Source organism: Pseudactinotalea sp. (genome assembly GCF_048594945.1).
Classification (GTDB): Bacteria; Actinomycetota; Actinomycetes; order Actinomycetales; family Beutenbergiaceae; genus Pseudactinotalea.
In genome coordinates this window covers 17,618-29,630 of sequence record NZ_JBMDXJ010000146.1, presented here as the reverse complement: position 1 = coordinate 29,630, position 12,013 = coordinate 17,618, and the positions used below count along the sequence as shown (strand labels likewise).

Sequence of the window (12,013 nt, the reverse complement as noted above, 5' to 3'; positions counted from 1 at the left end):
CCGCCGCTGCCGTGGATCGCATGATCAGCATGTACTTCATCGTGGTGCTCCTTGGTTGTGGAGGCGCCGTGTGCGCCTTCCTACAAGACCGTCGAGCGGCGAGGGCGTCGATCGACATCGCCACCCTGTCAATTTTCTGCGAACTTCGACAGGGGGCAGGATCAGGTCATGGTGTGGCGGAACTGGGCTCGGACCGCGAGCGCGAGCCCCGAGGTGATCGAGCGCCCGAGCAACGACGCGGAGGTCGCTGCCGTGGTCCGATGGGCGGCATCGCGCGGCACGCGCGTGCGCGTGGTCGGCGCCGGGCACTCGTTCACCGACTGCGCGGCGACCGACGGCGTGATGCTCAGCCTCGATGCCATGAACCGGATCGAGCACGTGGGTCCGGCGGGCGCGGACGGCTCGCGGGAGGTCCGCGTGGGCGCCGGCATCCGGCTGCACCGGCTCTGCCGCGACCTCGCCTCGCGCGGTCTGGCGCTGGAGAACATGGGCGACATCGACCAGCAGTCGATCGCCGGCGCCATCTCGACCGGCACGCACGGCACCGGCGCCCGCTTCGGCGGCTTTGCCACCCAGGTGCGGGCCGTGCGGCTCGTGACCGCCGACGGCGCGATCGTCGAGACAAGCCCGCACGAGCGGCCGGGGCTGTTCGAGCTCGCGCGGCTCGGGGTGGGGGCCGCGGGTGTCCTCACCGCGGTCACGCTCCGCGTGGTGCGGGCCTTCGAGCTCGAGGCCCACGAGGTCCCGGTGCCTCTCGAGCAGGTGCTCGAGTCGGTGACGGACGACGGCGGTCTGGTCGGCTCCCATGATCACGTCGAGTTCTACTGGTGGCCCCACAGCGAGGTGGTGCAGCTGAAGGTCAACGACCGGCAGGGCACGGGTGCGGCCCCGCTGCACCCGGTGCGGCGGCTGATCGACGACGAGCTGCTCTCCAACGGAGGCCTGACGCTGACCACCGAGCTGTGCTCGAGCGTCGGCGCACTCACGCCGGCGGTCAACCGGTTCGCCGCGCGGGCGCTGACCGAGCGCCGCTTCCGGGGACCGAGCCACGAGGTGTTCACCGCCCGCCGGCGGGTCCGATTCCGGGAGATGGAGTACGCCGTACCGCGTGAGGCAGTGGTCCCGCTGCTGCATGAGATCGATGCCTGGCTGCGGCGCACCGGTGAGAACGTGCCGTTCCCGATCGAGGTGCGGTTCGCTGCGGCCGATGACGTGTGGCTCTCCACCGCATACCGCCGCCCCACCGCCTACATCGCGGTGCACCAGGCACGGCGCCTGCCGTACGCCCGCTACTTCCGGGCCGTCGAGGCGATGATGGCCGAGCACGCCGGACGCCCGCACTGGGGCAAGCTGCACCGGCTCCGGGCCGAGCAGCTCCGCGCCCTCTACCCCAGGTTCGACGACGCGCTCGAGGTGCGTGACGCCGTCGACCCCGATCGGGTGTTCACGAACGCGTACACGGAGCGGGTCTTCGGGGCGTGAGCGGGCTTATCCTCGGGGCGGCACACGGCCGAGTGGAGGAGGATCGCGCATGCGACGCACCGTGAGCGCGGACGTCTCGTTCACCACGATCGCGGGGGCCACGCGGGTGGTGATGCAGATGGCGGTCGCGCGCGTGCCCGGGCTGGAGATCGACGAGACGTTCGCGGTGACGCTGGACGAGGACGCGCTGACCCTGGTCGAGATCCCCACCGCCCATGGCGGGGTGATGCACACGATCGACTTCCCGCCGTCGACCCCCTGGGGCGGCAAGGTGCGGGTGCGGTACGACGCGACCGTGACCTCGGACGACGATCTGCGCACGAGCGCGCCTGACAACCCTGACGACCGGGACATCTACCTGCGGCCGAGCAGGTATGCCGAGTCGGACAGGATGCTTCCGGTGGCGCGGCGGGAGTTCGGCTCCACGCGCGGCATGGAGCTGGTGAACGCGGTGTCGGGCTTCGTGCACGAGCACCTGCGCTACGTGCCCGGCTCGAGCAGGTTCACCGACGGCTCGGTCGAGACGTTCCTCGCCGGGGCAGGCGTGTGCCGCGACTTCGCGCACCTGACCACCTCGATGCTGCGCGGACTCGACGTGCCCGCGCGCCTGGTCGCGGTGTACGCGCCGGGGCTGAGCCCGATGGACTTCCACGCGGTCACCGAGGCGTGGGTGGACGGCCGCTGGTACGTGGTCGACGGCACCCGGCTCGCCCCCCGCCCCGCGCTCCTGCGCATCGCTACCGGCCGCGACGCCGCCGACACCGCGTTCCTGTCCAGCTACGGATCGGGCATCCTCATGGGCCCGCAATCCGTGACCGCCACGATCGACGGCGACCTGCCCGAGGACGACCACACGCACCCGGTCCAGCTGGCGTGACCGATATCCTGACCGCTGCACACCACCGGGGCCTCTAGCTCAATCGGTAGAGCTGCGGACTTTTAATCCGTAGGTTGTGGGTTCGAGCCCCACGGGGCCCACTCCACTCCACGCCGGTCGCCGCGAGCCCGAAGCCCGGGCTTGACCTTGATCCTGCATCAACCCTGCATCCTGGCCGGCATGAACGCACACCAGGCCGGAGCGCCGGCGATCAGCGTGCGCAACCTCGAGAAGTCGTTCGGCGACCTCGCGGTGCTGCAAGGCGTGGATCTCGAGGTCGAGCGGGGCAGCATCGTGGCTCTCCTCGGGTCCAACGGCGCCGGGAAGACCACGCTGGTGAAGATCCTGTCCACGCTGCTGAAGCCCGATGCGGGAGCCGCGTCGGTCCACGGCTTCGACGTCGCCACCGAGGCCCGCCGTGTCCGCGAGTCGATCAGCCTCACCGGGCAGTTCGCCGCGGTCGACGGGATCCTCACCGGGCGCGAGAACCTCGTGCTCGTGGCCCGGTTGCGCCACCTGAGCGAGCCCACCCGGGTAGCCGAGGACCTGCTCACCCGGTTCGCTCTGACCGACGCGGGCAACCGCAAGGTGGCCACGTACTCCGGCGGCATGCGCCGCCGCCTGGACATCGCGATGAGCCTCATCGGTGACCCGCCGGTGATCTTCCTGGACGAGCCGACCACCGGGCTCGACCCGGAGCGCCGCATCGAGGTGTGGCGGGCGATCGAGCAGCTCGCCTCGGGTGGCACGACCGTGCTGCTCACCACGCAGTACCTCGACGAGGCCGAACGCCTCGCCGACCGCATCGCGATCCTGCACCACGGGCGGATCCTGGTGGACGGCACGCTCGAAGACCTCAAGCGGCTGCTCCCGCCCGCCACGGTGGAGTACGTCGAGAAGCAGCCGACCCTCGAGGACGTGTTCCTCAGCCTCGTCGGCACCGACAGCCAGGGAGCACCATGACCACGCACGTTCTCGGCGACACCGCCATTCTCACCGGCCGCTCGCTGCGCCACATCGCCCGCAGTCCCGACACGATCATCACCACCGCGGTCATGCCGATCGCGATGATGCTGCTGTTCGTGTACGTGTTCGGCGGCGCGATCGACGTCGGATCGAGCTCGTACGTCGACTACCTGCTGCCCGGCATCCTGCTCATCACGATCGCCTCGGGCATCGCCTACACCGCGCTGCGGCTGCACACCGACATGACCGGCGGCCTCGTGGAACGGTTCCGGTCGATGCCGATCGCGCGGTCGTCGGTGCTGTGGGCGCACGTGATCACCTCGCTCGTGGCCAACCTCGTCTCTCTCGCCATCGTGGTCGGCGTCGCCTTCCTCCTGGGGTTCCGCGCGCAGGCCGGGCCGACGGCGTGGCTCGCCGTGGTGGGGATCCTCGCGTTGTTCACCCTGGCTCTCACGTGGATCGCCGTGATCCCGGGCCTGAGCGCCCGCTCCGTGGACGGGGCGAGCGCGTTCTCGTACCCGCTGATCTTCCTGCCGTTCGTCAGCTCGGCGTTCGTCCCCACCGAGACGATGCCGGGTCCGCTGCGCTGGTTCGCCGAGCACCAGCCCGCCACGTTCATCGTCGACGCGATCCGCAACCTGCTCGCCGGGTCACCGGTCGGTGCGGGCATCTGGGGCGCGCTGGCCTGGTGTCTCGGCATCCTGGTGATCGCGTACGTGCTGGCGATGGTGACCTATCGTCGGAAGGTCACGTGAGGCACGCTGGTCGCCATGCTGACGATCAGCCGGCTCGCGGCCCACGCCGGGGTCACCGTGGCTGCGGTGCGCCACTACCACCGGATCGGGTTGCTGCCTGAGCCCGAGCGTGACCACTCGGGCTACCGCGCCTACGACGCCGCAGCGGTGGTGCGGTTGATCCGGATCCACACCTTGGCCGAGGCCGGAGTGCCACTCGCTCGGGTGCAGGAGCTCCTGGATGCGAGCCCGGAGGAGTTCGCACACGGCGTGCGGGACATCGACGCGAAGCTGCGTGCCGAGACCCGGCGGCTGCAGCGCACTCGCGGCCGGCTCGCTCGGCTCGCTGCGGGTGAGCACCTGGCGCTGCCGGCGAGCGTGGTGAGCTACCTGGACCGGGTCCGTGCACTCGGCGTCGACGAGCGGTACATCGAGCTGGAGCGCGACGCGTGGATCATGGTCGCCGCCCAGGTCCCGGACCGCATCGAGTCGATCATGGAAGGCAAGCACCGGGACCTCGACGATCCCGACATGGTCAGGCTCTACCACCTCCTCAGCGGCGCGCTCGACTACGTCGCGGACGACCCCGCGGTCGCCGAGACCGCGGACATCCTCGACCGGTTGCTGACGCGTGCCGCCGAGGCCGGCGATCTCGACCAGGGGTACGACGACCCGTTCGCTGATCTGCTGGATGCGACGATGCTCGAATCGGCACCCGCCGCTCAGCGGCTGTTGGCGCTCCTCGAAGAGCGCGGCTGGCGAGGCGGCTGGACCCGCATCGCACGGACCACCGAGGACTCGCGGCGCAGGCCCTGAGCCGCCCGCGACGCGCGCCACGGGCGCTCCGGCACCGTGCCGGAGCGCCCGAGAGGGTCAAGAGATCAGGCCTTGCTGCGCTTGCCCGTGATCGCCGTGTAGATGAACAGCACCACCAGCGAGCCGCCAAGGGCCAGCAGCCAGGTCTGGATGTCGAAGAAGCCGTCGAGCCCCACGTTGAAGATCATGGAGCCGAGCCAGCCGCCCACGAAGGCGCCGACCACACCGATCACCAGGCTGGCGACCCAACCGCCGACCGCGCGGTCCTTGAGGATGGCCTTGGCGAGCGTGCCGCAGATCAGACCGACGATGAGGAATCCGAGAAAGCCCATGTGTGCATCTCCTTGCTGGTCGACTCGTGGCCGACCCTCTCCGGGCTCCGAACCGATCAGGTCGAAGCGGTCCAGCAGTCTAGCGCATGTGAGATGAGTCACCCAAGCGGCGCGGTGTCCTACGATCCGGGCGCGCTCCGCCGTCGGGCACTGACTGCGCCAGACTGAGGCCCCACCCCGACGGAAGGACACCATGGAACTCCTGCGACTCGGCGAGCTCGGCGAGGAGATCCCCGCCGTGCGCCACAACGGCATCACACGCGACCTCCGGTCGCTCACCGCCGACATCGATGGTGCGTTCCTGGCGTCCGACGGCGTGACTCGCGTTCGCGAGTCGATCGAGACTCTCCCGGTGCTCGAGGGCGCGGACGAGCTGCGCGTGGGGGCGCCGATCGCCCGGCCGAGCGCGGTGCTGTGCATCGGTATGAACTACGCCGCGCACGCGGCCGAGTCCGGCAGCGCGCCGCCCGAGGTGCCGGTGCTGTTCTTCAAGCACCCGAACACGGTGGTCGGCCCGAACGACGACGTGGCCCTGCCTCCGGGCTCGGCGAAGCTCGACTGGGAGGTCGAGCTGGGCGTGGTCATCAGCAAGCGCGCCAGCTACCTCACCTCGCCCGAGCAGGCGTGGGACCACATCGCTGGGTTCGTGACCAGCCAGGACCTCTCCGAGCGCACGTGGCAGCTCGAGGAGTCCGGCGGGCAGTGGAGCAAGGGCAAGTGCGGGCCGTCCTTCAACCCGCTGGGCCCGTCGCTGGTGCCGGTCAGCGAGCTCGCCGACCCGAACGCGCTGCGGCTGTGGTCGACCGTGAACGGCGAGCCGCGGCAGGACTCCACCACCGCGGACCTGATCTTCGACGTCGCCACGATCGTGTGGCACCTGTCGCAGTACCTCACGCTCGAGCCCGGCGACCTCGTCAACACCGGCACCCCCGAGGGAGTCGCGCTCTCCGGCCGGTTCCCCTACCTGGCAGTCGGTGACGTGGTCGAGATCGGCATCGAGGGTCTCGGGCAGCAGAAGCAGCGGATCATCTAGCCCCCTTGGGGCTAGAACCGCTGCCACTCCGGCTTGCTCGCGTACGTCTCGCGGTAGTAGTCGGACAGGGCGAGGCGGGAGGCTGCGGCTCCGTCGATCAGCACGGTGACCTTCGGGTGGTGCTGCAGGATCGTGGCGGGCCACATCGCCGAGACGGCGCCCTCGACGAGGTGATGGACCGCCTCGCTCTTGGCGCGCCCGGTCGCGACCAGCAGCAGGTGGCGCGCCTCCATGATCGTGGCCAGCCCCTGTGTCAGGCAGTGCTGCGGCACGGCGTCGGGGTCGCCGTCGAAGAACCGGGCGTTGTCGACGCGGGTCTGCGCGGTCAGAGTCTTGATGCGGGTGCGTGAGGCGAGCGAGGATCCCGGCTCGTTGAACGCGATGTGGCCGTCGGTGCCGATCCCGAGGATCTGCAGGTCCACCCCGCCGGCGCTGGCGATCGCGTTCTCGTAGGCCGCGCACGCAGCGGGGATGTCGTGGGCGTTGCCGTCGGGTCCGTGCACACGTTCCGGGTCGATGTCGATGCGGTCGGTGAGCTCGGAGGCGATCACGTTGCGGTACCGCTGCGGGTGATCGGTGGGCAGGCCGACGTACTCATCGAGCGTGAACGCGGTCGCGCTGGCGAAGCTCACGGCGCCGGCCTCGTGTCGGCGCGCCAGCTCGTCGTAGATGGTCAGCGGCGAGGACCCGGTCGCAAGACCGAGCACGGCGTCCGGCTGACGCTCGAGCAGCCCGCAGAACGCGTCTGCTCCGATGGCGGCGATCTCCTCGGGACCGCTGGTGATGATGACCTCCACGAGGCCAGTGTGGCACCCTCGGCACAGGACTCGGGCCTGCGGCTGCGACGCCGGAGGCCCGAGGTCGAGTGCGCGCGGCCGGCTACTTCTTGATCGCCCCGCCGCGCCCCTTGCCTGCGGTCGCGCCGATGTAGATGCCGATACCGATGATCGCCACGACGATCGAGATGATCCAGCGGATCCAGTCGATGCCCGGCGTATCGCCCTGGTCGGAGATCAGACCCCAGACGAAGTAGCCCACCAGTGCGCCGATGATCCCGATGACCACGGTCGCCACCATGCTGATGTTCTGCTTGCCCGGCCTGATGAAGCGCGCCAGGATGCCGATCACGGCACCGAAGACGATCGTTCCGATGATGCCGCCGAAACTCCACTCCATGTGATCCACCCCTTTCTGGGCGGAGGCGTGGTGCCTCCTCGCTCCCTACTGTGGCACACCGGAGTGTGGCCTGGCTCACATCTGCGCCCCGACACGCACCGCGCGCCGTGCCGGTTTGCGGTTGCCTCAGGCGCCGTCAGGTCCCAGGGCACGCTTGCGGGGCGCGAGCGCCACCGCGACGCTGATCGCCACGAGGCCAGCGATCTCCCCGACCGTGGGTCGTTGCTGCAGCGCCAGCAGACCCACCACGGTGGCGGTGGCGGGCAGCAGCGCGTTGAGGAGCGCGAAGGCCGCGGTGCCGAGGCGCACGATCGCCACCTGATCGAGCACGTACGGGATCACCGAGGACAGCACGCCCACGCCGAGCACGGCCAGCCAGATACCGGCCCCGGACGTGACCAGCGGAGCGGCCCACGGTGCCGCGACCGGCGCGAGCAGCACCACCGCGATCGAGGTGCCGACGGCGAGGGAGGCCTGCCCGTCACGCACGGCCGCGATCCGACCGGCCAGCACCATGTACCAGGCCCAGGTCGTTCCGGCCCCGACGGCGCATGCCAGACCCAGCAGCATCGGCCCGATGCCCGCCTCGCCCACCTCGTCCCAGCGCAGCCCCACGAGGCTGATGGCGGCCACGCCCGCCGCGGCCAGCAGCACCGCGATCCGCCCGCGCAGGTGGCGGCTCCCCCACGCCGCGACCAGCACCGGTCCGGCGAACTCGATCGCCACCGCGGCCCCGAGCGGCAGGTAGTGGATCGCGATGTAGAACAGCATGTTCATCACCACGAGCACCACCCCGAAGAGCCCGGTCTGCCGCAGCGTGCTGCGCGTCCACGGGGTCCGCCACGGCCGGATCAGCACCAGCAGCACCACGGCGCTCACCAAGGCGCGCGCCCACCCGACGGTGTGCGGCGGCGCCAGCGCGAACAATCCGACCGCGAGCGCGGCGCCGCTGTACTGCGCGATGCCCGAGGTCACGAACAGCGCCGGTGCGGGCACCCGGGTGAGCGGTCGCGTCAGTCCTCGCTCAGGTGGCCCGGTGCTCACCGGGGTCAGTGTGCCAGCGTGGCCAGCAGGCCTCGGTGGTCGGACACAGCCAGCTCGACGGCGTCGGCTCGCTCGATCTCGATGCCTCGCGCGAGCACATGATCGATCTGGCGGCGCGGGGCGCGCGACGGGAACGTCAGGGCGCGTGGGAACTGCCACCCGCGGGCGAGCGGGCGCAACGCCCACGGGTCGAGGTCGAGGTCTCCGCACACGAGCACCGGGCCGGGCAGCGTCGCCGCCGACCGCAGCAGCGGCCGCACCTGCACGGCGGCGACCGGTCCGAGCAGCGACAGGTGCGCGCTGACCACGCTGAGGTGCCCCTGCGGCGTCTGCAGGACCGCCGCGAGCGCACCGCGCTGCTCGTCGTCGCGCAACCGGACCCTCCCGTTGGCCAGCACCGGGTGACGGATGGGCAGCCGCGGCAGCGGAGTGACGAACCAGGCGACCACGGGCCAACGGGACGCGATCGCGAGACCGTACGCTGCGCCGTCGACCATCCCCCAGCGCGCCGGCGATGCCTTGCGCCGGCGGACGTCGCCCGCGAGCACGGCGGCGAAGCGCACGTGCGGCAGGCCGAGCGCATCGGCGACCACGCCGGCCTGGTCGAGGCCGCCGCTGCGGGGCTGGCCGCGGTCGACTTCCTGCAGCGCGACCACGTCGACCTCCACCCCGCTCATCGCGCCTGCGAGCTGTTCGGCGGTGGTGGCCGTGCCCTCGCGCGAGAGACCGTGCTGGAGGTTGAGGGTGAGGACGCGGGTCATTCCTGCGGAGCGAACCGCAGCGAGACCGAGTTGATGCAGAAGCGGTCCCCGGTGGGCGTCTGCGGGGCGTCGTCGAACACGTGGCCCAGGTGCGAGGAGCAGCGGGAGCAGCGGACCTCGGTGCGGACCATGCCGTGCGAGCGATCCTCGATCAGCTCGACCGCGTCGCCCTCCTGCGGCTGGTAGAAGCTCGGCCAGCCGCAGTGGCTCTCGAACTTCGTCTCGCTGCGGAACAGCTCGGCGCCGCACGCGCGACACGAGAAGACACCGGTGCGGTGCTCGCCGAGCAGCTCGCCCGTGAACGGCCGCTCGGTGGCCGCCTCGCGCAGCACAGCGAACTCCATCGGGTTCAGCTCGGCACGCCACTGCTCGTGGGTCTTGGTGACCTTGTCGTCCATCACGCCAGTATCAACGCCGCCGGGAGCCCGGTCATTCCGGCCGCTATCCCCAGCCGAGCTGGTGCAGCCGTTCGTCGTCGATCCCGAAGTGGTGGGCGATCTCGTGCACCACCGTGACGGCGACCTCCTCGGCCACCTGGTCGATGTGCTCGCAGAACCGCAGCGTGGGGTTGCGAAAGATCGTGATCCGGTCTGGCAGCGAACCCGCGGCCCACCACTCACCCCGCTCGGTCAGGGGCGTGCCCTCGTAGAGGCCGAGCAGATCGACGTCCTCGGCTTCCGGCGGCGGCTCGTCCTCCACCAGCACCACGACGTTGCTGATGTGGCGGGCCAGCTCCTCAGGGATGAGGTCGAGGCCGTCCGCCACTGCCTCCTCGAACGCCTCACGCGACATCTCGATCACGACACCAGTCTCACACTCTGAGTCATCGGGGTGAGATGCCGGGTGAGATGCCCACGGAATCGTTGCTCCCACCGCGGCACCGATTCGCTGACCTCGACGCCGCAATCGAGCCGCTCCGCGCGAGCCGCGGCCGTCATCTCACGAGAAGGCAGTCGGGGAGGACGCAACCATGAGCAAGACACGTGAGAAGCTCGGAGTCTCCAGCCGTGCCGAGGCACTCGCCGTCGCCGGGTGGTGCCGGGTTGCTGTGAGGTGGCCGGCGGCGCCGAGCCGGGCCTGCGCACGTCGTGGGCTGTCCCACACCGGCTCGGTTTGCCCCCGGGCCAGTTGCTCCTTTATGCTCGTCCAGGTTCTGGGGCGTCTGGCACGTCGCGGGCGCCCGATCGATGGGCCCCCATCGTCTAGCGGCCTAGGACCCCGCCCTTTCACGGCGGTAGCACGGGTTCGAATCCCGTTGGGGGTACCAAACTCGTGCACAATGTGAAGCAGCAGTACCTGGCCCCGTAGCTCAGTTGGTTAGAGCGCCGCCCTGTCACGGCGGAGGCCGCCGGTTCAAGTCCGGTCGGGGTCGCGGCACGGTTCGCCGAGGTTGGTGTTCGACGACAGCCGATCGAGGTCCGCCGCCACGGCTCTGTAGCTCAGTTGGTAGAGCGTTCGACTGAAAATCGAAAGGTCACCGGATCGACGCCGGTCGGAGCCACCAGATCAGCATCGTTCAGCCCCGCCCGGGACTTCCGGCGCGGGGCTGAGTCGTTCTCCCGGCTGCTCCGGAGTAGCCTCACCATCATGAGCCCGACGGCGGTGCACCGGTCGGTCGAGGCATCTGCCTCTCCGTGGTGGTTGCCCGCCGCGCTCACGCAGGCGGCCTGGTGCTGGCTCGCTGTGGCGCTGGCCTTCGCGGTCGCCCGGGCACTGGTGGCGGTCGGCGCAGACGTGCCGCCCGCACCGTTCGCCGGGTACTCCGTGCTGATCTTCGTGCTGCTGCCCGCGGTCCCGGCGCTCCTGCTCATTGCGATCGTCGCCGCGGCGCTCCGGTCGGCACCGCCGGCGTGGCTGCAGGTGGCCGTGGTCGGGCTGTCGCTCGCCGGCTGGGCGTGGTTCGCCATGCGCTCGGGTGCCTGGACGCTCGGCTACGGTGCGGCGGCGAGCGCGGCCGCCGCGCTCGCGGTCCTGGCCCGAACACCTCGCAGGACTGTGGCCGTGCGAGCGTCGGTGGTCACTGCGGGCATCCTGGCGGTCGGTGCGCTCTGGTACGCCGCCGAGGCACTCGCCTGAGCGGGCGGACTGCCCGCCCGTAGCCGACGCCCTACCGGCCCACTGCCTGCCGGCCCACTGCGCCCACCCGAACAGGTGGTTCTGCCCGGTATAGCCGCTCGTAGCGGGCAGAACCCCCTGCTCGGCGGGCCGGTGCGCGACTGAGGGCTGAACTCCCCCAGTAGGCGTGGTCGTGCTCGCTGCCTCGGCCCGTACCGTTGAGGCGTGACCTTCCCGACCACAGCGCCGCACGCGCCATCACCGCTCCCGGCGCCCGCGCCGTCCTGGCGCGCATGCGTGGGACAGGCGCTCCGTTGCTGGTCCGGTGGGGTGCTCGTCACCCTGGTGCTTGTGCCGATGCTCGCGTTCGGCGACGTGACGAATCTGCTCGTGACGTTCGGCGGGTTCCTGCTGCTGATGCTGGCGATCGGACTGATCTCGACGCTGACGGCACTCGTGATCGAGTCGCTCACCTCACGGCGTGTGCCCGTCGGCGGACACATCGGCCTGATCGCGCTCGCGGGCATGATCGTCACCGGGCTGTTCTCCTTCGACTCCTGGATCGCCCTCGCCGCGTTCGTGGCCTGCCTGATCGCCGCAGCCCTCGGCGCGCTGATCGGCATCGGCCGCCCCACCTGGCGCCGCTACCTGATCGCCCTCGGGGTCGCGATCGCTCTCGGCTTGCTGCAACTCGTGCTCGGGTGAGTACGAGCGGGAACACCCGCACGGCGATCACC

Annotated in this window: 15 protein-coding genes and 4 tRNA genes; 12 read left to right on the top strand and 7 right to left on the bottom strand. The window is 70.6% G+C overall.

Annotated elements, in window-relative coordinates:
- The first annotated feature begins 168 nt into the window (after positions 1–168).
- The 6 genes from ACOJSN_RS06940 (at position 169) to ACOJSN_RS06915 (ending at position 4,875) form a co-directional block, all read left to right on the top strand.
- Complete coding sequence (locus ACOJSN_RS06940) at positions 169–1,482, top strand: D-arabinono-1,4-lactone oxidase (protein ID WP_420111773.1); 1,314 nt, start codon at positions 169–171, stop codon at positions 1,480–1,482.
- Positions 1,483–1,531: 49 nt separating this feature from the next.
- Positions 1,532–2,359, top strand: a complete 828-nt coding sequence (locus ACOJSN_RS06935) for a transglutaminase-like domain-containing protein (protein ID WP_420111772.1) — start codon at positions 1,532–1,534, stop codon at positions 2,357–2,359.
- A 28-nt stretch (positions 2,360–2,387) separates the two neighbouring features.
- Positions 2,388–2,460 (top strand) — tRNA-Lys (locus ACOJSN_RS06930).
- A 79-nt stretch (positions 2,461–2,539) separates the two neighbouring features.
- A complete protein-coding gene (locus ACOJSN_RS06925; protein ID WP_420111771.1) occupies positions 2,540–3,322 on the top strand; it encodes an ABC transporter ATP-binding protein in 783 nt (260 codons plus the stop codon).
- Positions 3,319–4,080 (top strand): ABC transporter permease, encoded by a 762-nt coding sequence (locus tag ACOJSN_RS06920; RefSeq protein WP_420111770.1) that lies wholly within the window; start codon positions 3,319–3,321, stop codon positions 4,078–4,080. Before ACOJSN_RS06925 ends, ACOJSN_RS06920 begins: the two co-directional genes overlap by 4 nt.
- Positions 4,081–4,095: 15 nt before the next feature.
- A complete protein-coding gene (locus ACOJSN_RS06915) occupies positions 4,096–4,875 on the top strand; it encodes a MerR family transcriptional regulator (protein WP_420111769.1) in 780 nt (259 codons plus the stop codon).
- A gap of 65 nt (positions 4,876–4,940) precedes the next feature.
- Here the strand turns inward: ACOJSN_RS06915 and ACOJSN_RS06910 are convergent, their stop codons facing one another.
- Positions 4,941–5,207, bottom strand: coding sequence for a GlsB/YeaQ/YmgE family stress response membrane protein (locus tag ACOJSN_RS06910; RefSeq protein ID WP_420111768.1), 267 nt, complete (start codon positions 5,205–5,207; stop codon positions 4,941–4,943).
- A gap of 193 nt (positions 5,208–5,400) precedes the next feature.
- Here ACOJSN_RS06910 and ACOJSN_RS06905 point away from each other — a divergent pair, with 193 nt between their 5' ends.
- The gene (locus tag ACOJSN_RS06905; RefSeq protein ID WP_420111767.1) at positions 5,401–6,240 is read left to right on the top strand and encodes a fumarylacetoacetate hydrolase family protein; all 840 of its coding nucleotides are present in this window, start codon (positions 5,401–5,403) and stop codon (positions 6,238–6,240) included.
- A gap of 11 nt (positions 6,241–6,251) precedes the next feature.
- On the opposite strand, the gene nagB is transcribed toward ACOJSN_RS06905, so the two are convergent.
- The 6 genes from nagB to ACOJSN_RS06875 form a co-directional block, all read right to left on the bottom strand.
- Positions 6,252–7,037, bottom strand: coding sequence for a glucosamine-6-phosphate deaminase (gene nagB, locus ACOJSN_RS06900; protein WP_420111766.1), 786 nt, complete (start codon positions 7,035–7,037; stop codon positions 6,252–6,254).
- A gap of 82 nt (positions 7,038–7,119) precedes the next feature.
- Positions 7,120–7,416: a GlsB/YeaQ/YmgE family stress response membrane protein gene (locus ACOJSN_RS06895; RefSeq protein ID WP_420111765.1), complete on the bottom strand. Its 297-nt coding sequence runs from the start codon at positions 7,414–7,416 to the stop codon at positions 7,120–7,122.
- 126 nt (positions 7,417–7,542) lie between these two features.
- The gene (locus ACOJSN_RS06890; protein ID WP_420111764.1) at positions 7,543–8,460 is read right to left on the bottom strand and encodes an EamA family transporter; all 918 of its coding nucleotides are present in this window, start codon (positions 8,458–8,460) and stop codon (positions 7,543–7,545) included.
- Positions 8,461–8,465: 5 nt separating this feature from the next.
- Positions 8,466–9,221, bottom strand: a complete 756-nt coding sequence (locus ACOJSN_RS06885; protein ID WP_420111763.1) for an endonuclease/exonuclease/phosphatase family protein — start codon at positions 9,219–9,221, stop codon at positions 8,466–8,468.
- Positions 9,218–9,619 carry a peptide-methionine (R)-S-oxide reductase MsrB gene (msrB, locus tag ACOJSN_RS06880; RefSeq protein WP_420111762.1) on the bottom strand — a complete coding sequence of 134 codons (402 nt, stop codon included), beginning with the start codon at positions 9,617–9,619 and terminating at the stop codon, positions 9,218–9,220. Before msrB ends, ACOJSN_RS06885 begins: the two co-directional genes overlap by 4 nt.
- 43 nt (positions 9,620–9,662) lie before the next feature.
- Positions 9,663–10,013, bottom strand: a complete 351-nt coding sequence (locus ACOJSN_RS06875) for a metallopeptidase family protein (protein ID WP_420111774.1) — start codon at positions 10,011–10,013, stop codon at positions 9,663–9,665.
- Positions 10,014–10,412: 399 nt separating this feature from the next.
- On the opposite strand from ACOJSN_RS06875, the gene ACOJSN_RS06870 reads away from it, so the two are divergent.
- The 5 genes from ACOJSN_RS06870 (at position 10,413) to ACOJSN_RS06850 (ending at position 11,981) form a co-directional block, all read left to right on the top strand.
- Positions 10,413–10,488 (top strand) — tRNA-Glu (locus ACOJSN_RS06870).
- Positions 10,489–10,519: 31 nt separating this feature from the next.
- Positions 10,520–10,593, top strand: a tRNA-Asp gene (locus ACOJSN_RS06865).
- Positions 10,594–10,649: 56 nt separating this feature from the next.
- A tRNA-Phe gene (locus ACOJSN_RS06860) sits at positions 10,650–10,725 on the top strand.
- Positions 10,726–10,808: 83 nt separating this feature from the next.
- A complete protein-coding gene (locus ACOJSN_RS06855; protein ID WP_420111761.1) occupies positions 10,809–11,297 on the top strand; it encodes a hypothetical protein in 489 nt (162 codons plus the stop codon).
- Positions 11,298–11,501: 204 nt separating this feature from the next.
- Positions 11,502–11,981, top strand: coding sequence for a hypothetical protein (locus ACOJSN_RS06850; RefSeq protein WP_420111760.1), 480 nt, complete (start codon positions 11,502–11,504; stop codon positions 11,979–11,981).
- Positions 11,982–12,013: the final 32 nt, after the last annotated feature.

What these genes read in the sequence shown, in the direction of transcription:
- ACOJSN_RS06940 (WP_420111773.1), top strand. Translation starts at nt 169, where the DNA reads ATGGTGTGGCGGAACTGGGCTCGGACCGCGAGCGCGAGCCCCGAGGTG.
- msrB (WP_420111762.1), bottom strand. Translation starts at nt 9,619, where the DNA reads ATGGACGACAAGGTCACCAAGACCCACGAGCAGTGGCGTGCCGAGCTG.
- ACOJSN_RS06910 (WP_420111768.1), bottom strand. Translation starts at nt 5,207, where the DNA reads ATGGGCTTTCTCGGATTCCTCATCGTCGGTCTGATCTGCGGCACGCTC.
- ACOJSN_RS06895 (WP_420111765.1), bottom strand. Translation starts at nt 7,416, where the DNA reads ATGGAGTGGAGTTTCGGCGGCATCATCGGAACGATCGTCTTCGGTGCC.
- ACOJSN_RS06935 (WP_420111772.1), top strand. Translation starts at nt 1,532, where the DNA reads ATGCGACGCACCGTGAGCGCGGACGTCTCGTTCACCACGATCGCGGGG.
- ACOJSN_RS06915 (WP_420111769.1), top strand. Translation starts at nt 4,096, where the DNA reads ATGCTGACGATCAGCCGGCTCGCGGCCCACGCCGGGGTCACCGTGGCT.
- ACOJSN_RS06925 (WP_420111771.1), top strand. Translation starts at nt 2,540, where the DNA reads ATGAACGCACACCAGGCCGGAGCGCCGGCGATCAGCGTGCGCAACCTC.
- ACOJSN_RS06920 (WP_420111770.1), top strand. Translation starts at nt 3,319, where the DNA reads ATGACCACGCACGTTCTCGGCGACACCGCCATTCTCACCGGCCGCTCG.
- ACOJSN_RS06885 (WP_420111763.1), bottom strand. Translation starts at nt 9,221, where the DNA reads ATGACCCGCGTCCTCACCCTCAACCTCCAGCACGGTCTCTCGCGCGAG.
- ACOJSN_RS06875 (WP_420111774.1), bottom strand. Translation starts at nt 10,013, where the DNA reads ATGTCGCGTGAGGCGTTCGAGGAGGCAGTGGCGGACGGCCTCGACCTC.
- ACOJSN_RS06855 (WP_420111761.1), top strand. Translation starts at nt 10,809, where the DNA reads ATGAGCCCGACGGCGGTGCACCGGTCGGTCGAGGCATCTGCCTCTCCG.
- ACOJSN_RS06905 (WP_420111767.1), top strand. Translation starts at nt 5,401, where the DNA reads ATGGAACTCCTGCGACTCGGCGAGCTCGGCGAGGAGATCCCCGCCGTG.